Below are 24,364 nucleotides of genomic sequence, written 5' to 3'. Positions count from 1 at the left end.
CACTGGCAAATTTGTCGGCTTGTATCATCAATAAATCATCGATCTATTCGCAATTATGCATTCTTAGATCCATCTATAGCTACTCTGGATGCTTGTCCCCTCATCCAAAACGCCAAAACGCCCATCAACACTAACCCCATCACCCCCATCAAAGGATTCTTATCTACCCCAGTCACCCAATCAGGAACCCGATTGGTGTATTCAATCAATCCCCCAACATTAATGATGTAATAACCCCAAACTAAACCACCATGCAAACCAATAGGTAAACCCAAACGTCCCCTACGCCAGCGCTTTCCCCATACCTGAGTCAACCCCAGCAGCACCAAAGCAGGGAGTTGTGGCAATGTGTGAATAATTGCTTGGACTGGCTTAATAAAATGCGATACCCCAAAAATCATTGCATTTGCCCAAAGTGCTACACGAGGAGAATAATCTCGCTGCAACTCATCCAGCAACCAGCCTCGAAATAACAATTCTTCAGCAAACCCAACACTTAAACCTGTGAGGGAACCTTCTAATACTACTTTTAGTAAAAAAACTTTGGGTTGTTGCCATACCAATAAACCTAGCAAACCTTCTAAACCAAATAAAATCAAAATGCTAATAAATCCAATAGCCAAACCCTTCAGTAAATCTACGCCGTTTAATCGCGTAAATTGTAAACCGTAGTGCTGAAAAATGTGAGGTTGTTTGTAAACTTGCTTACTCCATATTCTTAGTAGAACAATAAATTCTATATACAGTAGTGCCATGGTAATAATATTTACCAAATTTTTGTCATGAACTAGTAAATATATTGGTATGGCAAAAGGCGACCACAGTACTAATAAAGCGAAAACAAAATAACCCAGCCTGATGAATACAGAACGCTGGGCTATAGAAGCAAGGTTTATTTTCATACCAAGTTGGATATAGTTTTAGGAATTTAAGTTAGTTTATCTCACTGAGAAACCAACTTGGTTTTAAAATTTCTTAGTGATCAAACTGACCACTAATAACTATTAACTATTAACTGATTCATTCTTCTGGTTCAATTGTGCTGGTCAAACCATGATTTTTTAATGTCTCACAATAAAACTCAGCAGGTTCCTGAGCGCAGGTAATCACTAAAGCAAGACCGTTACTATGGGCTTCCATCATAATGCTAACAGCCTGAGGTTGAGTCAGGCTGGGCACCGTGGTTAATAGAACCTGTACCACATACTCCATAGTGTTGTAGTCGTCGTTATGGAGCAAAACGCGATACTGAGGCGCTAGTTTTCTGGATGTTGAACGCTTCTGTTGGGTTTCGACTGACACGGTAGTTTGCTCTTTTGGTAATTTACTACAACAAATTTTTGTTTAAAGGTTGTTTACTAGAATTAGCTTTACAGTTACTTAAACTATTGTATAGCACTAAAAAGGTTGTTGGTAGTAATTAGCTGGTTGTTGATGGTTAATGGTTAGTTGTTAGTCGTTGGTATTTTCCCCTTTCCCTTGTCCGCAAATTGCTATTGCCTATGATAGCTTTTAAAATTAAAAGAGCAGCAGCACAATGATTGCCACTGCTGAAGCTATGTGAATATGGAGATTACACCTAATTTTCAACTAGGGCAAATAGTATCTTTAGAGCATGATGATAGCAAACTATATGCGGAAGTGATTCAAGTTGTGATTTCCCGTCAGTTGTGCTGGGTACGTCCTTTGCTGTTATTGGTCAAATCTTCGGAACCACCAATCATTAATGATTTACGTGAAGCGTCTGACCTACTTTGGCCTATAACTTTATTTAGACCAGCTTTAGATACAGAAGTCATTGATATATTGAGTCAGGTATTCGCAAAAGAACCAAAACCTGAACTAGACTCACCTGCTAAACAGCTACTTCATCAGTTTATTCATAAAGTTTGGCAAGCCCATAAGAAAGGATGTACAGGCTAGTAGCGTTGTGTGGGATAAAAATGATACTTACTCAAAGCTTTTCAGGTTATATCTAAATTCTAAATAAATACGCAAAATTTCCCATGTCTCTATGAAAATATAATGTCTTAGGTATATTAATTCACATTGGACATGATTTCTAAATAATCAAAGCTTTGATGAAGAGTTTATAATCTCCTTTGAGAAAAGTTTTAGCGACGCTAAAAAATAAATAGTTGTTAAGTTTATGTACACGCTTTTAAACTGCTTACACCACAAAAGGAAATCCAAAGCCCTTTTTCCTTTTTCTGCAAACAAAGCGTGCCCTGTAATTAATTTTCAATATTGAAAAATTTTTGAAACAAAATATCAGCAAACGTTGCTGTTACTAAGACTTGTGTCACCAAATTCCTAAGTTTAATTATTTGCAGTTAATTTTTAGGTATATTAGTAACATAAAGTACTGTAGTAGCAAGTATTCTTTAGATATTTGGCACTAATTGGATACGACCAGCATCCATTTCTGCCATTAACAATTCCAATGCTTCATAATCAATGTCAGAGATGTAACCCATTTCTGTTAGTTCTGAGTTAATTTCATTTTCTATTTCAGGAGTTAATTTTTTAATCAGAAGCGCTCTTTCTACTAGTTGACGAATAACATATCTGGTTTTCATACGTAATTAACCAACCAACTTTATAGTAGTTATTATCTCAGCTACAATTTTGTATAAAATGTGATCTGGTACGTAGGTTAGCAGTGATCTGAATCACACCTTAGAAGTGATTTGATTAGCGATCACTTCCTGCGTCTATCACATGGTTGAGGTACAGGCATAACTTTTAACATTGCTTTAATGTTGGCATCCACCAACTTTAGTAATAATTGATTGAAAACTGAGAGACATGGCAAGCAATAATATTTAATCTTTATTTTAACAAAAGTATACTTAAATACATTTTATCCGGGATTTGACAATCTTTAAACAGAAATATTAGACCAATAAAGATTCCGCAAAGAGAAGTAATACGAATGGTCGATGTAAGCAGAAAGAGTATATGGTCAAATACATCTATCTTCCACTATTCAAAAACTTTACATTACATTTAGGATGACACTATGCAAGCGGTGCTTAAGAATCCAACAATTACGGTCATTCGTCCTGAGGGTAGTTTAAATGCTGCTAATGCTCTGGAATTTCAACAAGATTTAATAAAAGCACTGGCACAAAATACAAGCAATAGATTGCTGGTAGATTTGGAGCAAGTAGAAGCATTAGATAGTGCTGGCTTAATGGCGTTAGTATCTGCACTCAAGTTTGCTCAAGACTTAGGTAGACAATTTAGCCTTTGCTCGGTTTCCCCATCTATCAGAATTGTATTTGAACTTACCCAACTCGATAAAGTTTTTGACATATTTTGAAGCTAAAGTAGTATTTTAGGTTTATTCTCACTGTCTTTTGAGTTTATTGCCATGAAAAATTTTGTAAACACTAATTAACATTCTGAAACTACCTAATCAATGCTATGGTTGGAGGTGAGTAATACCAATTTTGGATTTTAGATTTTGCGAAAAGTTTGTAGACACGTAGACGCACAGGGTCTTCCCGTAAGGGTAGTGGCTTCCAGCGTTAGCGTAAGTCCGAAAGCGATAGCGAGGCTGAAAGCTTTTCAAGACGGATTTTGCGAAAAGTTTGTAGATGCTTTGCATCTGCGGGCAGCGTCCCGGAGGAAATCTCAAAGCTTTTTAAGACGGATTAAAATTCTTTAGCAGAATGCTGTTCAGCAAATCTTAAATGATTTAATCTATATCCAAGTTGTGTCAAAGAAATTTATTAAAAATAGCTAAAAGAATAGCACAGTGGCTATTGCAGTTGAAAAACTAATCACCTCAGATATCATCAAACCAGGTCGTTACCTGGGTAATGAGCGTCTGGCAATACGCAAGCCGTGGGAAACGGCAGTGATACGTTGGGTATTGACTTATCCTGAAGTATACGAAGTAGGAGCCTCTAATTTAGGGCATATCATTCTCTATAACATCTTGAATGCCCAACCACGTCAATTATGCGATCGCGCTTACCTACCAAATTCAGACTTAGCTGCCAAATTGCGGGCAACTAAAACGCCATTATTTGCCGTTGAGTCAAAGCGATCGCTCACAGAATTTGATATTTTGGGTTTTAGCCTCAGTTATGAACTCGGAGCCACCAACATTTTAGAAATGTTGGATTTGGCTGAGATTCCCTTGACCTGGAAAGAAAGAAATGAAGAGACAAGGGGACATGGCAATATTCCCCAACCCTCTTGTTATCCTTTGATTTTTGCTGGTGGACAGACGGCGACATCCAACCCCGAACCCTACGCCGATTTCTTTGACTTTTTCGCCTTAGGAGACGGTGAAGAACTTCTGCCAGAAATTGGTTTAGTTTTAGAAGAAGGTAAACAAGCAGGGTTAAGTCGGCAAGAACTTTTGCTAGACTTGGCACAGATACCGGGTGTATACGTTCCCCAGTTTTACGATATGGCTGCGGATGGTTCTGTACATCCCAACCGCCCAGATGTACCCAAACGGATTTTGCGACGAGTTGCTACGCCAATCCCTGCTTATTCAATTGGGTTGGTTCCTTACGTTGAAACAGTCCATGACCGCTTGACGATTGAAATTCGACGTGGTTGTACTCGTGGTTGTCGCTTCTGTCAACCAGGAATGCTCACCCGTCCAGCACGGGATGTGGAACCAGAAAAGGTGGTGGCAGCAATTGAGAAGGGAATGCGGGAAACTGGGTATAATGAGTTTTCTTTGCTCTCTTTGAGTTGTTCTGATTATTTGTCCCTCCCAGCAGTGGGCATGGAAATCAAAAATCGCCTCAAAAATGATAATATTTCTCTTTCTTTACCCAGCCAGAGGGTAGACAGATTTGATGAAAATATCGCTAATATCCTGGGTGGAATGCGACAAAGTGGTCTAACCTTTGCCCCAGAGGCTGGTACGCAAAGAATGCGAGATATTATCAACAAAGGTTTGACGAATGAAGAGTTATTACGAGGTGTAAAAACAGCTTGGGAAAAAGGCTGGGATAAAATTAAGTTATATTTCATGATCGGTTTACCTGGGGAGACCGATGCAGATGTATTGGGTATTGCGGAGACAGTCAGTTGGTTACAACGGGAATGTCGAGCCAAAGGTAGAAAACCACTGGCGTTCAATTTAACAATTTCTAACTTTACACCCAAGCCCCATACGCCATTTCAGTGGCACTCAGTTGCTACTGCTGAGTTTGAACGTAAGCAAAAATTGCTGCAACAAGAATTCCGCCGCATGAAAGGCGTGAAGGTAAACTTTACAGATGTGCGGCTGTCGGCAATGGAAGACTTTATCGGTAGAGGCGATCGCTCTCTTGGTAAAGTTTTACGTCGAGCCTGGGAATTAGGTGCAGGTATGGATTCCTGGTACGACAGCATCGAGCGTGCATATAATGCTTGGGGAGTTGCGATCGCTGAAGCTGGTCTCAGTTGGAAATACCGCCAAGTTGAGAATGGCGAGTGGAATGTCATGGAGATGGGGGGATTCGGAGATGGGGTGAAATCTTTCTCCCCATCTCCCCACCACCCCACCGCTCCATCACAGAAACCCCACCACCCTATCACAGAAGCCTCCCTCGACAAACCCCTACCTTGGGATCACATAGATACGGGTATCGACAAAAAGTGGCTACAAGAAGACTTAAAACGTGCCTTAGAAGCTGTGATCGTTCCTGATTGCTCTTTTGATGGTTGTTCTCACTGTGGTGTCTGCGGCCCAGACTTTGGTCATAACATTGTCATTCCCCCACTACCAATTCCAGAATTTGCGGGACAGTTTGTACCTAATACTACAAGAGTTCAAAGACTACGGGTATGGTTTGGTAAACAGGGCGATATGGCTCTTGTTAGCCACCTCGATATCATGCGCTTGTTTGATCGAGCCATGCGGCGAGCCGGATTGCCAATTGCCTTTACTGGTGGGTATCATCCATCACCACGGATTTCTGTGGCTTCAGCTTTGCCTTTGGGAGCTACCAGTAGTGGTGAAATTGCGGATTTTGAGTTAACCCAGCGACTGGATGTGGCTACTTTTCGCCAGAGATTGGTAGAGGTACTACCCAGTGACATACCTATATATGATGTGGTGGAGTTGGATTTAAAAGCTCCTGCTGCTACCCAAGGGCTAGAAACTGCGGAGTATGTACTTACAATCGCTGTCCCAGAATCATCAACAGCAACACAATGGCAAGATTGGCTGGATACAATTAAACACAAAAGCGAGCTTTGGTACGAGCAAACAACCAAGTCAGGCAAAACTCAGTTAGTAAATCTGCGCGATCGCTTATTTGAGATGGAATTGGTGGAAACTACTGATGTTGTTACACAATCAGCATTGAGTTTGCGTTATCTGGGTAGTTGTTGTCCAGATGGCACGCTGTTGCGTCCTGAACAAGTTCTGTTTATGCTGGAACAAGTATCAGGTCAAGAATTACAACTACTGCAAATCCATCGCCAGCGTTTGCTTTTGCGCGACTAATTAACACTTTAAGGGGTAACTTGCTACTTAGTTGCCCCTCAATTTTGGATATAGGGAATTGATTTTTAACAAGGTTGCGTTAGAATGATATGAAGAGAATTTTCTGGCGCTGCATTGAGTTATTTGGTTCACAATCCTGGTACTCAGGGTTTGAAAGCAAAGATTTAGAGAGCAACATCTAGGATTTTATCCCAGACCACCACCAGGCAGATTCAAGAACACTCTCTCTTGATGGCTACCTTGTGAATCAGTGACTACATAAAAGGCTTCGTCGGCTTCTCTCAACTTTATGATTTTTAACACACATGCTGAATGCCTAATTCTTAGAGAATGAGTGCATTGCATTAAAAATTAACCACGGACGGGTGATTAAATTGCTTAAATAATATGCAGCCGTTCTGGAAGAACCGGGCGTGTAAACGCATTTTCCCAGTCGATAGCTCTTTAAGTGTGGGCTTTAGTTCGCAGTTTTTACAACAGCAGCGCCTGTTTGGGCTTGTAGGGGCAACAGGGACAACATACCCCCAAGTCTATTTTTGCTGCCAATTTTTGAGGAAATTGAATGCCAAAACAAATTATTATCGCGGAGCAGCATCAAATAGCTGCCGTATTTTCTGAAGATCAAATACAAGAATTAGTTGTTGCTACAGGTCATCACCAGATTGGTGATATCTACTTAGGAGTAGTGGAAAATGTATTACCTGGGATAGATGCCGCTTTCGTAAACATCGGCGACCCAGAACGCAACGGGTTTATTCACGTTACAGACTTAGGCCCATTACGGCTGAAGCGTACAGCAGCAGCCATCACGGAATTACTAGCACCACAACAAAAAGTATTGGTGCAAGTAATGAAGGAACCAACAGGAACAAAGGGGCCAAGGCTTACAGGTAACATTACCTTACCCGGACGTTACGTCGTACTCATGCCCTACGGACGGGGTGTAAATTTATCCCGCCGAATCAAAAATGAAAATGAGCGTAACCGCTTACGGGCATTAGCAATTTTAATTAAACCTGCGGGGATGGGTTTGTTGGTTCGCACCGAAGCAGAAGGCAAACCAGAAGAAGCAATCATTGAGGATTTAGAAAACCTACAAAAACAATGGGAAGCTATTCAGCAAGAAGCAGTTTCTACCCGCGCCCCTGCACTGCTCAACCGGGATGATGACTTTATCCAGCGTGTATTGCGAGATATGTACGGTGCGGATGTCAACCGCATAGTCGTAGACTCCAGTACTGGCTTAAAACGGGTGAAGCAGTATTTGCAAAACTGGAGTGGTGGACAAGTACCACAAGGATTGTTAATCGACCACCACCGCGATCGCACAGCAATTTTAGAATACTTCCGGATCAACGCAGCGATCAAAGAAGCCCTGAAACCCAGAGTAGACCTGCCTTCTGGTGGCTACATTATCATCCAGCCCACCGAAGCATTAACAGTGATCGATGTCAACTCTGGTTCATTTACGCGATCGGCAACAGCTAGGGAAACAGTGTTGTGGACAAACTGCGAAGCTGCTACAGAAATAGCCCGCCAGCTACGTTTACGGAATATTGCTGGTGTGATCGTCGTTGATTTCATTGATATGGAAACACGACGTGACCAACAGCACGTCCTGGAACACTTTAACAAAGCCCTGAAAGCAGACAAAGCCCGTCCTCAGATTGCTCAATTAACGGAACTTGGTCTAGTAGAACTCACCCGCAAACGTCAAGGTCAAAACATTTACGAATTGTTTAGCGAACCTTGTCAAACCTGTGGTGGTTTAGGGCATATTGTGCATTTACCCGGAGAAACAGAAACCCGTTCCATCGCATCACCATCTGAATTACCAGAACGCTTTGTATCTTTGCCTCAAAGAGAACCCCGTTTACCATCTCCTCGCTTGAGTGAACCACGAGAAATTTACGAAGGATTCGGGGAAGCATACGAACACGATAGCGATTTAGGTGGATTGAATCTTAGCAACCATCCCAGCTATCAAGAAATTAGTGATAGCAAAAGGCGTCGTCGTCGTCGCATTGGTCTAAATGGTGGCAACGGTAAAGAAGAACCACGCATCAATGGCAACCCGTTATCACTGGTAAATGAGCCAGATATGGACATTGATGCAGACAGAGACTTAGTAGAGACTTCTGATTTACCAATACCTAATATTAATAAATCAGGTTGGGTGGAAAGAGGAGAACGAGCTAAAGTCTCAAGACCAGAGATAGTCAAACCAGTGGTAGAACCACCGGAGATTGTCACCGTGGAAATGACACCACCGGAACAAGATGTGTATGCTTTGATGGGAGTTTCACCATTAGTGAAGTTGAACCGGGAAGTGAGAAATCCCAAGTCTGTGATTATTAACGTCACTCTGCCTGGTCAAGCTGCTACTATGCCCCCAGAAACAACCCCGGAAGTAATTGCTCAAACGGCAACTAGTACCATAGAGGCTCCGGTACAAACAGAATCATCACCACCAGTAACGACAGAGACACCTGACTTGCCTATGATGGCAGATGAAACAGAAGCTACTACCAGTACTGCTATCCGTCGTCGTCGCCGTCGTTCTTCTGCTTTGGAGACAGATTCATCAACAGGGCAAAGCTAAAGCTAAAAGTTCAAAACCTTAAATATGGCCAAGCTCAAGCCAGATAAAGCTTCTGTTGATTCGCCAACACTTCAAAAGCAAGCAAGTTGGCTAGAATTCTCCGCGTTTTCAGACATCTGTGGGCCAGTTGCAGGTGTGGATGAAGTAGGGCGGGGCTGTTTGTTTGGGCCTGTGGTCGCAGCAGCAGTGATATTACCAAATGATGCTTTGTCTGCACTGATGGCAGCAAAAATCAAGGATAGTAAAAAGCTGTCTAGCTCTCGCAGAAGTCAGCTAGCTCAGCATATCCGGTCGGTTGCTATTGACTATAAAATAGGCTTTGCTTCAGTTGTTGAAATTGACCAAATAAATATTTTGCAGGCTACACTTTTAGCGATGAAGCGAGCAGTGCTGAAGCTAAAGGTGCAGCCTACACTCTGCTTGATTGATGGTAAGCAATCAATTAACGATTTGCCACTCCTGCAACAAACGATTGTCAAGGGAGACGAGCGATCGCTGGCTATTGCTGCTGCTAGTATTATTGCTAAGGTGTGGCGAGACGAGTTAATCGTGCGGCTTGCCTCTAAATATCCCATGTATGACTTAGAGCAAAATAAGGGTTATGGAAGTCCAAAGCATTTACTAGCACTGCAAGAACATGGGCCTTCACCTTTACACCGCAAGTCTTTTCGTCCTTGCCGAATTTAATGGACAAGGGAGAGGGAAAAAGACGTGGTGACACGGAGACAAGGAAGCAATTTCTCCTCCGTGTCTTCCTTGTCTTCCTTCCTCCTACCAGTCTCGACGATGATTACTCAAGATTAAAAATCGGTAACTCTGGAGTTTGATCATCGCTAATCAGCTTTCCTTCTTGGGTTTGTAGCATTACCCAGCGACGATAATCAGCTATTAATTGATGTAATAGTCTTTGCTTAATCGTTAAAAGTACACTTTTCAATAAACCGTTGCCAGTGGTTTCTAAAATTGGCTTAGGAGTATAGGAAAACGGTGGTGGTAACTCTACCTCGACTTCTAAATCCGCTCTGCCTCGTAAATGAGTGCCAGTGCTGAATTGATATGGTGATAAATGCCCTTTCAAACTTAGATTGAAGCGCTGGTTAATATACTCAATACCAAGGATTTCACAACCTTGCGATCGCAAATGAATTTTACCATTAGATTCTGCCCAAACTTTCATGTCTACGGTGGGCTGAATACTGAGTGACATAAAAGCAAGGGGACGCATTTTTAAACGAAATATATCATCAGCTAACGGCTGAATTCGATTGGTGTCTACTAATGCATAGACCAGACGTTGAGGCTGACGCAAGTAGTGCTGAATGGGAATGGGCTGTTGTGGAACAGCAATTTCTACCGACTGGGAAGCGGTAAATTTGGTAGACATGCGTTCATGAAAATAATTGTTTTATAATTCTATTATTTTTTAATTCTTGGAGTTTTTGATAAAAAATCAGGGCGAGCAGACTAAATTTTTTTTCATCTGTATTGACTGAAGAGTTATATACTATAAATTATAAATCACACCTAATATGAACTGAAGAAGCAATATAAGTTTTTTGGTAATTTTCCAGAATTTGATTTGCTTAACAAGCACAATACAATACTATTCACGCAGATAGATTATCAGTGCAGATTATCAGTGTGATCTGTGTTTATCTTTGTACCCTGCCAAAAGCCCTTCGGGTAGTTCCCTCCGGCTACTCTACCTTGAAGTCGATCTGCGGACGTCTACAATTATAAATTTATATTTTAATTACTTTGTTATTCTATTTGCTGCTAAGTGATTATATGTTATAAAGTGTATTCTATCAAGTATTAGGTGTAATTTTTACCATTCAAGTTTTTATTCTCAACAGAAATTGAAAAAGTATCTACCAAATCTGAAGTGCAGACTTCATGCAGAGTAACTTTAGCAGTTTGGATTTGGGATAGAAGTCTTTATTCCCTAACTAACTTTCTCTAGTATCCCTACCTTCTTCGACTCTAAAAAGACTTACATTTTAAACAAAACCTCATGACTTTATCGATCGCACATTTAGGTCCCCCTGGCACTTACGCAGAGCAAGCAGCACTTTTGTATGTCAATTGGTTAAGTAAAAATCAAGGACTGAAGGCTATCTTATGTCCTTATCCTAGCATTGCCCAAACGCTGCGAGCTGTTGCCCAATCTCAGGTACACCAGGCTGTCGTACCTGTAGAAAATTCGATTGAAGGTAGTGTGACTATGACTATGGACACCCTATGGCAACTGGACAATTTACAAATTCAGTTGGCTTTGGTGATACCAATTATTCATACCTTAATTTCCTGCGCTCATGGCCTAGAGAGCATCAAAACAGTTTATTCTCACCCGCAAGCTTTAGCACAATGCCAAAAATGGTTGGAGGAATTTCTTCCAAGTGTACAGATAATTCCTGCTAATTCTACAACCGAAGCATTGCAAACACTCCAGCAAGATTTGACAGCAGCGGCTATCTCCTCTGAGCGAGCAGCACAACTTTACAATTTACCCGTACTAGTCAATGGCATCAATGATTACCCAGAAAACTGTACTCGCTTTTGGGTAGTAAGTCAGGCTGATATGCCTAATAGCTATCAAAAATCTTCTCTCAAGATTAGCCACACTTCCCTAGCTTTTAGCGTTGGTGCTAATGTACCGGGAGCCTTAGTGAAGCCACTACAAGTATTTGCCGAATTAGGTATTAACCTGAGTCGAATTGAGTCTCGTCCGACAAAGCGATCGCTAGGCGAATACTTATTTTTTATCGACGCAGAAGCAGACACATCTCAACTACAAATGCAATCTGCCTTACAAGAATTAACTCAATACACAGAAATACTAAAAATTTTTGGCAGTTATGGTGTTTTGCCTATGGGTTAGTTGTTTGTTGTTGGTTGTTTGTTGATTGGATGTTCCAAACAACAACCAACAATCAACTACCAACTTTTACAACTTCTGATTAAAAGTGTCTTTGAGAACAGTACGAGCTGCTAAGTGATTACGAGTAGAAGTCAAAATTTCTGTTTCCCGTTCTAAACGAGCAACAGTGTCTTGCATTTCTAGTAACGCTTGCTGTTCTAAAGGTACACCCAAGAGATTACTTGCTACCCAGTAAGATAATTCTAAAGGTAAATCAGGTAAATCTTCTGGTAGTTCGATCTGTTGTTCAGTTAACTTGGCTGACAGACGTACAACATCTCGTAATAACTGACTCAGTTCGTTAGCCAAAGGACGCAAATCTTTTGTAGGTGGGTGATCTTCAATCCATTCCACTAAACCTACGGGGTAAGGCTTTTCGCGCACATACTCTAAAACGCGAAACCTTTGTTGTCCCAAAGTGATCATTTTCATTCGGTCATCTTGTAGTCGCTGAAAATGAATAATTTCAGCACAACAACCGACATTTGCGATCATGCCTTTAACCGGATCGACCATTAGTACACCAAACCTGCGATCGCTTTCCAGAATTGTGTTCATCATAATTCTGTAGCGAAATTCAAAGATGTGCAGGGGCAACTGCTTTGTGGGAAACAAAACTACTTCTGACAAAGGGAACAGAGGTAGCTCACGAACGGCAATTTTAGAAGAGGATGTCATTTTTACCTTGTTACGACTTTGGTATAAGTTTTATCTGATGATTCTCTTTAAAATATTCTTTTATTTTTTGCTTTTGCCGTACTATGTCTACATTCTATCATCTGTTTCCCGGCTAATAAAAAGCCCTGAAGATATATCTTTCAGGGCAAGGTAAATATTCACACATTTATTTGTTCATTGTTGCTTGTTGGTTGTTGTTTGGATGAAAACAATAGACTTCTTGCAAAAATAAAAATCACCCCTCCTCAACCTTCCCCGATGGGGAGCGAGTAAGATTTCCCCGTTTCGGGGGGATTAAGGGGGTTAATTCGATTTGGGACATCCAACCAACAAACAACTATCAACTACCAACCAATTTAGAGTTTTACTTCAATATCCACACCTGAAGGCAAATCCAGTTTCATCAAAGCATCAATAGTTTTAGAAGAAGGCTGATAAATATCAATAATGCGGCGATGGGTGCGGGTTTCAAAGTGTTCTCGTGAATCTTTATCCACGTGTGGCGATCGCAGCACACAGTAGATCCGGCGTTTTGTGGGTAAGGGAATAGGTCCTATCGCTGTGGCATTGGTACGGTTTGCAGTATCTACTATCTTCTCGCAAGATGTGTCTAGTAAGCGACGGTCAAATGCCTGTAAGCGAATTCTAATCTTTTGCTGCTGCAAAGTAGCCATTTTCGGTTGTCCTGGTTCTGTTCTAGAGATTTTAGATTTTGCGAAAAGTTTGAGCTAGGGCTTCCGGCGTTCGCGCAGCGTCGCGGAGAGAACTTCAAAGCTTTTCAATACAGATTTTGGATTGAATCTAAAATCCAAAATCCAAAATTTTATTGGGGGAATATAAAGGAGCAGAGAGGTATTATACCAGCTCTGCTCCTTGTTTAATCAAGATCAACAGATGCTATTTGATAATCTTGGAAACGACGCCAGCACCGATGGTACGACCACCTTCACGGATAGCGAAGCGCATTCCTTGTTCGATAGCGATCGGGCTGATCAGTTCCACTGTCATCTTGATCCGGTCTCCGGGCATCACCATTTCTGCGGCACTGCCATCATCAGAGGTAAAGGTCTTGATAGTACCAGTTACGTCGGTTGTCCGTACATAGAACTGGGGACGATAACCTGCAAAGAAAGGAGTTTTACGACCACCTTCTTTCTCAGTCAGAACGTATACTTCTCCTTCAAATTCAGTATGAGGAGTGATAGAACCAGGCTTAGCGATTACCATGCCCCGTTCAATATCGGTTTTTTGGATACCGCGCAACAGTATACCAGCGTTATCTCCAGCTATACCTTCTTCGAGACTCTTCTTGAACATCTCGATACCAGTAACGGTGGTGGCACGAGTTGGTTTAATACCAACCAACTCCACGTTGTCGCCGATTTTGACTTTACCCCGTTCAATACGTCCGGTGGCTACTGTACCACGACCTGTAATTGAGAATACGTCTTCTACAGCCATCAAAAAGGGCTTATCAACATCACGCTCTGGTGTGGGGATGTAAGAATCTACAGCATCCATCAGTTCGTAGATTTTATCTACCCACTTGTTTTCACCCCGTTGTGTTTTCGGGTTAGCTGTCATTTGTTCCAGAGCTTGTAGACCAGAACCTTTGATCACAGGGATGTCATCACCAGGAAAATCGTAGCTGGAAAGTAGTTCACGAACTTCCAACTCTACCAGTTCCAACAATTCTTCGTCATCCACCATGTCTTCTTTGTTTAAGAAGACAACTAGGTTGGGTACACCCACCTGGCGTGCTAGTAGAATGTGTTCACGGGTTTGGGGCATTGGGCCATCTGCTGCGGAAACCACCAGGATTGCACCATCCATCTGCGCCGCACCAGTGATCATATTCTTCACATAGTCAGCATGTCCGGGACAGTCCACGTGAGCATAGTGACGATTGTCGGTTTCATACTCAACGTGAGCGGTATTAATAGTAATACCCCGCGCTTTTTCTTCGGGTGCGTTATCGATTTGGTCGTAACCTTTACCGGTAGCCTTACCGATCGCAGCCAAAGTCATAGTGATAGCTGCTGTTAATGTGGTTTTACCGTGGTCAACGTGGCCAATAGTGCCGATATTAACGTGGGGTTTAGTCCTTTCAAACTTTGCGCGTGCCATGAATGCTCGTTTCCTTTTTTAATTAAGCGTTCCCTTTGCTTTTAGCTATGATTGCCTCAGCCACGTTGCGAGGCACTTCATCGTAGTGGCTAAATTCCATCGAGAATATGCCTCGACCTTGGGTCTTCGACCGGATGTCAGTGGCGTACCCAAACATTTCTGCCAATGGGACTTTAGCAGTCACTTTGGCAATACCTTGCTCGGAACCCATCCCCTCAATCTGCCCGCGACGGGAATTGAGGTCGCCCATCACATCCCCAAGGAAGTTTTCGGGAACTTCAACCTCAACTTTCATCATAGGCTCTAAAAGGACGGGTGAAGCTTTCATTGCAGCTTCTCTCATTGCCATTGAGCCAGCGATTTTGAAGGCCATTTCCGAGGAGTCCACTTCATGGTAAGACCCATCAACCAGGGTTGCTTTGACGTCAATGAGCGGATATCCAGCTAGAATACCCGATTCACAGGTTTCTTTCATACCTGCTTCTACTGGCGAGATGTACTCTTTTGGTACAGCACCACCAACAATTTTGGAGACGAATTCAAAGCCGCTTCCTGGTTCTCCTGGCTCTAGGTCAATTACTACATGACCATACTGACCTTTACCACCGCTTTGGCGGATAAATTTACCTTCTACTCTGCTGACTGGCTTGCGAATAGTTTCGCGGTAAGCTACTTGTGGTGCACCAACATTCGCTTCTACCTTGAATTCCCGCAACATCCGGTCTACCAGAATTTCTAGGTGCAACTCTCCCATTCCAGCAATCACGGTTTGGTTGGTTTCCGGATCAACGTTCACACGGAAGGTCGGATCTTCTTCGGAGAGAGATTGTAGAGCTTTGGACAACTTGTCCATGTCGTTTTTGGTTTTGGGTTCAACCGCTACCGAGATTACAGGCTCTGGAATGAACAGAGATTCCAAAATTACTGGCGAATTCTCATCAGTGAGGGTGTCACCTGTTAAAGTCTCTTTCAAACCTAGTGCGGCTCCCAAATCACCTGCTCTAAGTTCATCTACGTCAATCCGCTCATCTGCCTTTAAGACCACCAAACGAGAAATCCTTTCTTTCTTGTTCTTGGTGGCGTTCAGGACGTAGCTACCCTTTTTCAAAACGCCAGAATAAACTCGAACGAAAGTCAGACGACCGTAAGGGTCAGCCATAATCTTGAAGGCAAGTGCTGCCAAGGGTTCATTGTCGTCAGCATGACGTTCCACTGTTTCGCCATTGGGCAGTGTACCTTGAATTGCAGGTACGTCAGGGGGGGCAGGCAGGTAATCTACTACTGCATCCAATAGTAACTGTACACCTTTGTTTTTGAAGGCAGAACCACAAAGCATGGGCACAATCGTACCAGCAATGGTGCCTTTACGCAGAGCAGTACGGATTTCTTCCTCTGTGAGTTCCTCACCTTCAAAGTACTTGGTCATCAAGTCGTCATCGGTTTCAGCTACCGCTTCAATTAATTTGGTACGGTACTCTTCAACCAGTTCCTGCATGTCTGCGGGAACATCCTCTTCCTTGATGTCTGTTCCTTGGTCGTTGGTGTAGATATACGCCCGCATCTTCACTAGATCAACCAGACCCAGGAAATCACTTTCGCTACCAATAGGCAGTTGAATAGGAATAGCATTAGCCCGCAAGCGATCGCGCACTTGTTCGTAAACTTTGTAGAAGTTCGCGCCCGTGCGATCCATCTTGTTAACAAAGACAATACGCGGAACCTTGTAGCGATCCGCTTGCCGCCATACTGTTTCTGTTTGCGGCTGCACACCACCTACAGAACATAAAACTGTGATTACACCATCCAAAACCCGCATGGAACGTTCTACTTCAATTGTGAAGTCTACGTGTCCTGGAGTGTCGATAATGTTTATTTGATGATCTCTCCAACTGGTGCTAATGGCAGCAGCTGTAATAGTAATTCCCCGCTCTCGCTCCTGATCCATCCAGTCAGTGACAGCGGTTCCCTCATGGACTTCACCTATTTTATGAATTATGCCAGAGTAAAATAAAATTCTCTCTGTTGTTGTTGTCTTGCCCGCATCTATATGCGCCGCAATACCGATATTGCGTACTTTTTCTAGCGGGTTCGTACGTGCCACAGCTGCCTCCTATACTTTTCGCCTCATGATATCTTGTATATTACACTTTGTTAAGATTCTATCTTTTCGGTAAACCGTCTTTTTCTTTTAGTAAATACCACGATATACTTTTGTTTCTGTAGAAACGCGCAAGCGGCGCGTTCCTACATTTAGTAGCGATAGTGTGCAAAGGCTTTATTTGCTTCTGCCATCCGATGAGTTTCTTCACGCTTACGAATTGAACTACCAGTTTCGTTGGCAGCATCCATCAATTCTTGAGCGAGTCTGCCAGCCATTGTCCGACCAGGTCTAGATCTAGAAAACTGTACTAGCCAACGCAATGCCAAACTTGTGCCGCGTTCTGCGCGTACTTCCATTGGAACTTGATAGGTCGCACCGCCTACTCGTCGAGCTTTTACTTCTACCAAGGGCGTTGCATTCCGCACTGCTCTTTCAAATGTTTCCAACGGATCGCTTCCGGTTCTTTCCTCGATATTTTTCATCGCATCATAAACAATCCGCGCGGCCAGTGATTTTTTGCCGCTACGCATTACACGACGGATCATCATGCTTACTAAGCGACTGTTATAAACAGAGTCAGGTGGAACTGGGCGCTTTTGAGTAACACCACGACGAGACATAATTCAACCTTAAATTTCTGGATTTAGCTACTAGATGATTTATTTATAGGCAGTTTTTCATTACTAAAATAGCAATGACCCTGAACCTATATAACTTGCTGCCCTCAACTAGACATACAAGGCGACAACAATTATATACCTTAATAGCTAATTTAATAGCTAATGAAAACCTATTTAAAATGCTGTGTCGCTAATAGCATTCTAAAAAATTCCTACACTCAGAGCCAATAGGATGTAGGAGGCATTACAAATGTAACTTGATTTTTTTGACTCTCACATTTGATTCATAGATGCTAGTTGCTTGATTTAAACCGCCTGTGAGTTATTACCTTCATTCAGGTCTTACGTTCTGATTTACATAGCCTTAATCCCTCAGGATACTTTGGGACTGCAACTAGCTACGATGAAATTGATTCTCGTGTATTTGCACCGAACCAATTTAAATTTTATCACTGACTTTACTTGGAACAATTAGCTAGCAAACGCGATTAATCGAGTAGAAACGCGATTAATCGCGCCTTCTCTATTGTTTTGGACGTTTGGTTCCATACTTGGAACGACCTTGTTTGCGGTCTTTGACTCCGGCTGTATCTAAAGTGCCACGAATAATGTGGTATCTCACGCCTGGTAAGTCCTTAACCCGACCGCCACGAATCATCACAACAGAGTGTTCTTGCAAGTTATGACCAATTCCTGGAATGTAGGCTGTGACTTCAAATCCAGATGTCAGTCTTACCCTTGCGACTTTACGCAGAGCCGAGTTCGGTTTTTTCGGTGTGGTCGTGTATACCCTGGTACAAACGCCCCGACGTTGTGGGCATTGTTTCAGAGCTGGGGACTTGGTTTTCTGACGCGCTTTTTCGCGTTCGTTACGTATTAGCTGCTGTATTGTGGGCATGAGTTACAGCGCGTGAAGCTGCTTATAGTTTAACTTTTGACAACAAACCCTGATTATACCTTTTTTAGGTATGAAGAGTCAATAGAAATTTGTTAATTGTTGTTTGTTGTTTGGAATAACCATCAACTACCAACTACCAACAATTAACCAATAGCAAATGAATTACCACAGCCACAACTAGCAATTGCTTGAGGATTATAAAAGCGAAAAGCACCACCCATGAGATCTTCAGAATAATCGATGGTTAAACCATCAACGTAGTTAAGGCTTTCAGCATCTATGACTACTGGAATGCCCTCACATTCAAAGGTGCGATCGCCTGATGAAGCAATTTCATCAAAACACATCTCATAATACCGACCAGAACAACCACCGAGTTTAACTGCCAACCGAAACAATAAATTTGATTGCTGCTTAGATTTTAATCTTTTAATTTCACTTGCGGCTGCTGGACTCAGATAAATCATAGTATTGGTCTGGGAATTAAAAGCTTGATCTTAAAAATATTACATGTATTTAGTGAATGGTTGGTGGTTGGTGGTTGGTGGTTGTTTACTACTCCTCACACTTGTCATATTCTCTGCACCTCCCCACTGCCCCACCTCATTTGTGAGTAAATGAATCTAGTACATGAATGTTGTGGCTTTAATCTCCAGTACGAGCATAATCGTCTTGAAAACGGATAATATCATCTTCGCCTAAGTATTCTCCGTTTTGTACTTCAATTAAAACCAAAGGAATTACACCAGGATTCTCCAAACGATGGGCTGTACATTGGGGTACATACGTAGACTGATTATTGCCCAACAACACTTCTTGATCACCACAAACTACCTTCGCTGTACCAGAAACAACTATCCAGTGTTCGCTGCGGTGATGGTGCATTTGTAGACTTAGCCGATGTCCAGGTTTGACTTCGATACGCTTAATTTTATAACCACGCCCTTCTTCCAAAACTGTAAAAGAACCCCAAGGGCGCAGTTCTGTTGCTGCAACACCCCTAGTAATAGCTGAAGGCAAAGGCAGCGCATTAGTTTGTGTTGTTTCTTGGTATTGAGCCATAGTTACCTCGTTTGGAGACATAACAAAACCGTTATTACTCTTAACCATTGATGTAAAAATATGGCGCTATGTTGCAACCGTATAAATCAGCAATCTAGCCCACACCTGCCAAACATAGCAAAATCACTGTCTAGGGTGTAATCAATGACTGCGATCACTAACGTATCTATATCAAGTCTTCATCAAATAAGGAGGCAACTTTTGGTTAGCTTTAAATTAAGGGAACGGAGATAGAGGATCAACGACAAGGGGGACGACTTGGAGGACGAACCAAACAAGGGAGACAAACCAGACAAGGGAGACACTTTTATTTATCTCCCTGTTTGTTTGAATCTTCCCCGTCTCATCTTTTGTTTTGTCTTGGGATTGCTGACCATTTGCGATCGCTTTTGCATGAAAAGATTGGTATCAAAAGAAAACTGGTGGGAATACTTCTGATGTAAGGAAATGAAATATATGAAAATATGCTGATTAGTATCAGCGTTCAGTATGAGACTGAACGCTGACTAATTAGAGTTTGTTATTGGTTATCGTAAGGAAATTATATGTGAGCGAGATTCTAAATTTTTAGTGGCAGTCAAAACTTCTTGTCTAGCCCATTGATCGGCAAGCAAAATGTCGTCTAAAGTGGGATTTGGACGGTTGTTGGATGAGAAGCGATCGCACACCGATTCGATGCACCGGGCAATATCTAAATAACTAATTTTTTCTGACAAAAATAATGCTACGGCTTGTTCATTTGCCGCATTCAAAACAGCAGGCATAGAACCACCAGCTTTACCAGCAGCATAAGCCAACTGCATACAAGGATACTTCTGGTGGTCTGGTTCCCGGAAGGTCAAATTGCCAGCTTTGACCAAATTTAATCTTTCCCAGTCGGTGTAAATGCGTTCCGGCCAAGATAAAGCATAGAGCAAAGGTAAACGCATATCAGGCCAGCCGAGTTGAGCTAACACCGAAGTATCTTGAAGTTCTATTAAAGAGTGAATAATACTTTGGGGATGGATGACAATCTCAATATCCTCATAATCCAAGCCAAACAAAAAATGAGCTTCAATTACTTCCAATCCCTTATTCATCAAAGTGGCTGAGTCTACAGTAATTTTCCGCCCCATTGACCAATTGGGATGTTTCAGGGCATCAGCAACAGTCACTTCTGCTAATTTTTCTGTAGGCCAATCGCGGAAAGCGCCACCGGAAGCTGTGAGTATAATCTTTCGCAAGCCGCCTTGTGGTACACCTTGTAAACACTGAAATATCGCCGAATGTTCAGAATCTGCTGGTAATAATTTTATACCATGTTTCTCAATCAGAGGCAGAACAACAGGACCGCCAGCAATGAGAGTTTCTTTGTTAGCTAAGGCGATATCCTTACCAGCTTCAATGGCGGCAATAGTGGGTAATAATCCTGCACAGCCAACAATACCTGTGACAACAGTTTGGGCATCACCGTAACGAGCAACTTCCACAATTCCCGCATCACCAGCCATGAGAATTGGTTGGGGATCAAGATCTGCGATTGCTTCCTTGAGTGCTGGTAATTTTTCCTCTGCACAAATCGCTGCTATACTCGGTCGAAACTGCCGAATTTGGGCAGCTAACAATTCCACATTATTCCCAGCCGCTAAGCCAACAATCCGAAACTTATCGGGGTTATTAGCGACAATATCTAAGGTTTGAGTACCAATAGAGCCAGTAGAACCAACAAGAGTTATTGCTTTCACAATTATTTAGGGATCGACAGACAACTCAATCTTAAATTGCTTGGGACTCTCAGATAAAGGATGAAGGGTGAAGGATGAAGGATGAAGAAATATTTACTTGATTTTTGAGACTACATATCTCACTTAACTCATAAATGAAACTTATGGCTCAAAAGGAATTAGCTATCAGTAAATATTTATTGAAAAATGATTTTCTATTTCCCATTACAATCTGGCTAACCAGCAGGCTGGTGATTTGGAGTGCCATGTTATTGCTTGCTCCTCTTTTAGATGCACCGCCGGGAGGAAAAGACGCAATTTTTGGCTGGGGGGTTTTTGATGCTTGGGATAGTGTTCATTACCGTAACATCGCTATCTTAGGGTATGAATACCTCAATGATGGTAAGGGACACAATGTAGCCTTTTTCCCCTTATTTCCTCTAATTGTGCGGGGAATGATGAATTTTGGCTTGCCATTTGAAATCGCAGGGGTAATAGTAAACAATGCTGCTTTTTTAGCCACACTTTACTGTGTGTACTTTTGGATCAAAAAATTTCACAATCACCAGGAAGCAAGATGGGCAACAGCTGTACTGGCATGGTGTCCGCTATCAATGTTTACAGCAGTAATTTATACTGAAGGACTGTATTTATTTTTGAGTACGGCTGCTTTACAGGCTTTTGATCAACAGCAATACACTTGGACTGCCATTTGTGGGGCAATGGCAACAGCGACACGTCCCACAGGATTAGCATTGCTCCCAGCTTTTTTAATTGCTGCTTGGCAACAAAAGCGATTGCCTATTGCTTATCTTGCTGGTTTAGCTACTTCTGGTGGCATACTACTATTCAGCCTGTATTGTCACATCCAGTTTGGTGATCCTCTGGCATTTATTCATGCCCAAAAAGGCTGGCGTTCAACTGTGGGATTTGATTGGCAAGGTTGGTGGAAAATGCTGATGCAAATTACAGTAGGTACAGCTAATTGGAAATATGGCTGGATTAAATATCCCCTGCATCCGCTATTATTTGCTGCGATCATTATTGTTGGTTTTTTGATTTGGCGCGATCGCCAACGCTTGGGTGCGGCGAATGCAGATTACGGATTTGCAGTTTTATTTTTACTTTTATGGATACTAGCAGGCGACCCTCTGCTGAACACTATTTCGGTTTTAGGTAGTGCTTACTTGTTATGGCATTTCCGCACAAAATTGACCCCAATCACGGTAATCTACGGTTTTTGTGGTTTGGGATTAATTTTTGCCTCTGGTGGTACTTGGTCACTTAGTCGCATTGCTTACGGCATTGTGTCATTCAGTATCGCCCTTGGTGTGTTATTGTCTCGCTATCCTCGTTACGGATACTTAACCTTATGCTTCTTCACAATTTTACTCGCCAGCTTCTCTGTGCGGTTTGCCCAGGAACTTTGGGTAGGGTGATGGGGAGGTATAAGGAGTATGAGGAGTAGAGGAGTATGAGGAGTGTGAGGAGTATGAGGAGTATGAGTAATATGTAGACGCGCTTTGCGCGGCTTCCCGTAGGGTGGAGTATGAGGAGTGTGAGGAGTAAATAACTAAACACTAACCACTAATGTAGAGACGCGAGGAATATCTCGTTTCTACCCACTAACCACTAACAACCAACAATCAACAAACAACCATCAACAACTAACCAATAACCAGTGAAAACATTACCTTTTCGGCTTGGCACTGTTGGTTGCATGACTTTCGCGAGTGCCTTAATGTTATTTGGGTGTAGCAGTTTACGACATATACTGTTTCACTCAGCCGCCTGGGATTTGGGAATTTTTGATCAAGCCGTCTACTTGATTAGCCAAGGAAAGCCCCCTATTTCCTCGTTTTTGGGGTTTCACATTCTTGGGGATCATGCCGCTATAATTTTCTATCCATTAGCTTTACTTTACAAAATCTATCCTACTGTTTACTGGTTGTTGCTTGTGCAGGCAATCGCCTTAGCATCAGGTGCGCTGTTTACCAATTTGATCGCGCGTCAAGCTGGACTCACAACGGACCAAGCAACAGCGATCGCAGTAGTCTATCTGTTATATCCATTGGTATTTAACGTTAATCTGTATGACTTTCACCCAGAAGTCATAGCCTTACCTGCACTCTTAGGAGCAATTTTAGCTGCTCGTTTGGGAAAATTTGGCTGGTTTTGTTTCAGTATCTTCTTGGTGTTGGGATGTAAAGCAGTATTGTCTCTCACAGTTGCAGCCATGGGAGTCTGGCTACTGCTATTTGAAAAAAGGCGGTTTTGTGGTGCGATCGCCTTACTCAGTGGTATCGTTTGGTTTGCGATCACAACCAAAGCAATCATTCCTTTTTTCGGTGGGGAAGCAGCTTCAGTCACTCGCCACATTTCACGCTATAGCTACCTGGGGAATTCCTTTGGTGAAGTAGTCCAGAATCTGCTGTTCAATCCAAGCTTAGCCCTGGGAAAAATTTTCTCCCTTGATACTCTAGAATATTTAGCTTTACTGTTTGCACCAGTGATTTGGGGAATTGCACCTCGACATCTGCTACCCTTGATTGGTGCGATTCCCACACTAATGTTGAATATTCTCGCTGATGCTAGTCAACAAAGAAACTTGGTGCATCAGTATTCTCTTCCAATCTTACCTTTTTTGTTAGTGGTCGTCATCCAAACCCTAGCTGCTGGGCAAGGATGGATACAAAAACCAAGAAAAATTATCCTCTGGTCTTTAGTAGCTTTTTTTGCTTTAGGAAAATACGGTTATTTCTGGACAATTTATCTGGATTCGTTGGATACTTGGCAAGCGACACGGCAAGCGATCGCCCAAGTTCAAACTCAAGCAGGTGTTTATACTACTGCCGAAATCGCCTCTCATTTAACCCATCGCCCACTGATCGAGTTTACAGATGCAAATTCGCCACCAGCAGATCTGACAAAATTTGAATATATACTCTTAAATGCGCGTCATCCTGGTTGGCTGAGTAATCGCGGTTTTGCGATCAATTTGGTCAATCAACTCAAAAATACTAAACAGTTTCAACTCAGCTATCAGCAAGATGAAGTTTATTTATTTGTGAAAAACTCTTCTGTTAGAGATAAAACGAGTTAATTGAAACTTAAATGTCTTTAATTCTGTCTTTTCTCCAGAAAATTGTAAAATAATTAGGTTAAGAAAATATTAACAATCTTTTTT

At 42.2% G+C, this 24,364-nt stretch carries 21 protein-coding genes; 8 read left to right on the top strand and 13 right to left on the bottom strand.

The window, feature by feature from the left end; all coding sequences use genetic code 11:
* Positions 1 to 53: 53 nt before the first annotated feature.
* Both NIES592_RS04945 and clpS read right to left on the bottom strand, forming a co-directional pair.
* Positions 54 to 902: a CPBP family intramembrane glutamic endopeptidase gene (locus tag NIES592_RS04945; protein WP_073555092.1), complete on the bottom strand. Its 849-nt coding sequence runs from the start codon at positions 900 to 902 to the stop codon at positions 54 to 56.
* A 118-nt stretch (positions 903 to 1,020) separates the two neighbouring features.
* Positions 1,021 to 1,302: an ATP-dependent Clp protease adapter ClpS gene (clpS, locus tag NIES592_RS04940; RefSeq protein WP_009456056.1), complete on the bottom strand. Its 282-nt coding sequence runs from the start codon at positions 1,300 to 1,302 to the stop codon at positions 1,021 to 1,023.
* Positions 1,303 to 1,566: 264 nt separating this feature from the next.
* Between clpS and NIES592_RS04935 the strand changes: the two genes are divergently transcribed.
* On the top strand, positions 1,567 to 1,923 hold the full coding sequence (locus NIES592_RS04935) for a hypothetical protein (RefSeq protein WP_073555091.1): 357 nt from the start codon (positions 1,567 to 1,569) through the stop codon (positions 1,921 to 1,923).
* Between the two features lie 461 nt (positions 1,924 to 2,384).
* Here NIES592_RS04935 and NIES592_RS04930 read toward each other — a convergent pair whose 3' ends face one another.
* Positions 2,385 to 2,579 carry a hypothetical protein gene (locus tag NIES592_RS04930; RefSeq protein ID WP_062243040.1) on the bottom strand — a complete coding sequence of 65 codons (195 nt, stop codon included), beginning with the start codon at positions 2,577 to 2,579 and terminating at the stop codon, positions 2,385 to 2,387.
* Positions 2,580 to 3,022: 443 nt separating this feature from the next.
* On the opposite strand from NIES592_RS04930, the gene NIES592_RS04925 reads away from it, so the two are divergent.
* From NIES592_RS04925 to NIES592_RS04910, 4 genes are all read left to right on the top strand, one after another.
* Positions 3,023 to 3,325 carry an STAS domain-containing protein gene (locus NIES592_RS04925; RefSeq protein WP_062243037.1) on the top strand — a complete coding sequence of 101 codons (303 nt, stop codon included), beginning with the start codon at positions 3,023 to 3,025 and terminating at the stop codon, positions 3,323 to 3,325.
* Between the two features lie 438 nt (positions 3,326 to 3,763).
* Positions 3,764 to 6,466: a TIGR03960 family B12-binding radical SAM protein gene (locus NIES592_RS04920; protein ID WP_073555090.1), complete on the top strand. Its 2,703-nt coding sequence runs from the start codon at positions 3,764 to 3,766 to the stop codon at positions 6,464 to 6,466.
* Positions 6,467 to 7,028: 562 nt separating this feature from the next.
* Positions 7,029 to 9,068, top strand: coding sequence for an Rne/Rng family ribonuclease (locus NIES592_RS04915; RefSeq protein WP_073555089.1), 2,040 nt, complete (start codon positions 7,029 to 7,031; stop codon positions 9,066 to 9,068).
* Positions 9,069 to 9,092: 24 nt separating this feature from the next.
* Complete coding sequence (locus NIES592_RS04910) at positions 9,093 to 9,755, top strand: ribonuclease HII (protein ID WP_062243027.1); 663 nt, start codon at positions 9,093 to 9,095, stop codon at positions 9,753 to 9,755.
* Between the two features lie 103 nt (positions 9,756 to 9,858).
* Here NIES592_RS04910 and NIES592_RS04905 read toward each other — a convergent pair whose 3' ends face one another.
* Positions 9,859 to 10,452 (bottom strand): DUF1997 domain-containing protein, encoded by a 594-nt coding sequence (locus NIES592_RS04905; RefSeq protein WP_062243024.1) that lies wholly within the window; start codon positions 10,450 to 10,452, stop codon positions 9,859 to 9,861.
* Positions 10,453 to 11,082: 630 nt separating this feature from the next.
* On the opposite strand from NIES592_RS04905, the gene pheA reads away from it, so the two are divergent.
* Positions 11,083 to 11,949, top strand: a complete 867-nt coding sequence (gene pheA, locus NIES592_RS04900; protein ID WP_062243021.1) for a prephenate dehydratase — start codon at positions 11,083 to 11,085, stop codon at positions 11,947 to 11,949.
* 66 nt (positions 11,950 to 12,015) lie between these two features.
* Here pheA and NIES592_RS04895 read toward each other — a convergent pair whose 3' ends face one another.
* The 9 genes from NIES592_RS04895 to NIES592_RS04855 all read right to left on the bottom strand — a co-directional run bounded on the left by NIES592_RS04895 (position 12,016) and on the right by NIES592_RS04855 (position 21,198).
* On the bottom strand, positions 12,016 to 12,666 hold the full coding sequence (locus NIES592_RS04895; protein WP_009456047.1) for an LON peptidase substrate-binding domain-containing protein: 651 nt from the start codon (positions 12,664 to 12,666) through the stop codon (positions 12,016 to 12,018).
* A gap of 356 nt (positions 12,667 to 13,022) precedes the next feature.
* Entirely contained in the window at positions 13,023 to 13,340 is a 318-nt protein-coding gene (gene rpsJ / locus NIES592_RS04890; protein ID WP_008232935.1) for a 30S ribosomal protein S10, read from the bottom strand.
* Positions 13,341 to 13,563: 223 nt separating this feature from the next.
* On the bottom strand, positions 13,564 to 14,793 hold the full coding sequence (gene tuf, locus NIES592_RS04885) for an elongation factor Tu (RefSeq protein WP_009456046.1): 1,230 nt from the start codon (positions 14,791 to 14,793) through the stop codon (positions 13,564 to 13,566).
* Positions 14,794 to 14,815: 22 nt separating this feature from the next.
* Positions 14,816 to 16,894 (bottom strand): elongation factor G, encoded by a 2,079-nt coding sequence (gene fusA, locus NIES592_RS04880; RefSeq protein ID WP_009456045.1) that lies wholly within the window; start codon positions 16,892 to 16,894, stop codon positions 14,816 to 14,818.
* 149 nt (positions 16,895 to 17,043) lie between these two features.
* A complete protein-coding gene (gene rpsG, locus NIES592_RS04875) occupies positions 17,044 to 17,514 on the bottom strand; it encodes a 30S ribosomal protein S7 (protein ID WP_009456044.1) in 471 nt (156 codons plus the stop codon).
* Positions 17,515 to 18,037: 523 nt separating this feature from the next.
* Positions 18,038 to 18,412: a 30S ribosomal protein S12 gene (rpsL, locus tag NIES592_RS04870; RefSeq protein ID WP_009456043.1), complete on the bottom strand. Its 375-nt coding sequence runs from the start codon at positions 18,410 to 18,412 to the stop codon at positions 18,038 to 18,040.
* Positions 18,413 to 18,555: 143 nt separating this feature from the next.
* Positions 18,556 to 18,879, bottom strand: coding sequence for a HesB/IscA family protein (locus NIES592_RS04865; protein ID WP_062243018.1), 324 nt, complete (start codon positions 18,877 to 18,879; stop codon positions 18,556 to 18,558).
* 178 nt (positions 18,880 to 19,057) lie between these two features.
* Positions 19,058 to 19,474, bottom strand: coding sequence for a phosphomannose isomerase type II C-terminal cupin domain (locus NIES592_RS04860; protein WP_009456041.1), 417 nt, complete (start codon positions 19,472 to 19,474; stop codon positions 19,058 to 19,060).
* A 527-nt stretch (positions 19,475 to 20,001) separates the two neighbouring features.
* Entirely contained in the window at positions 20,002 to 21,198 is a 1,197-nt protein-coding gene (locus tag NIES592_RS04855; RefSeq protein WP_009456040.1) for a 1-deoxy-D-xylulose-5-phosphate reductoisomerase, read from the bottom strand.
* A 143-nt stretch (positions 21,199 to 21,341) separates the two neighbouring features.
* Here NIES592_RS04855 and NIES592_RS04850 point away from each other — a divergent pair, with 143 nt between their 5' ends.
* Both NIES592_RS04850 and NIES592_RS04845 read left to right on the top strand, forming a co-directional pair.
* Positions 21,342 to 22,616 (top strand): mannosyltransferase family protein, encoded by a 1,275-nt coding sequence (locus tag NIES592_RS04850; RefSeq protein ID WP_073555088.1) that lies wholly within the window; start codon positions 21,342 to 21,344, stop codon positions 22,614 to 22,616.
* A 281-nt stretch (positions 22,617 to 22,897) separates the two neighbouring features.
* Positions 22,898 to 24,280 carry a DUF2079 domain-containing protein gene (locus NIES592_RS04845; protein WP_073555087.1) on the top strand — a complete coding sequence of 461 codons (1,383 nt, stop codon included), beginning with the start codon at positions 22,898 to 22,900 and terminating at the stop codon, positions 24,278 to 24,280.
* Positions 24,281 to 24,364 lie beyond the last annotated feature (84 nt).

This window comes from Fischerella major NIES-592, assembly GCF_001904645.1.
Classification (GTDB): Bacteria; Cyanobacteriota; Cyanobacteriia; order Cyanobacteriales; family Nostocaceae; genus Fischerella; species Fischerella thermalis.
The sequence above is the reverse complement of the archived record's forward strand: the minus strand, read 5'-3'. Positions and strand labels throughout refer to the sequence as shown.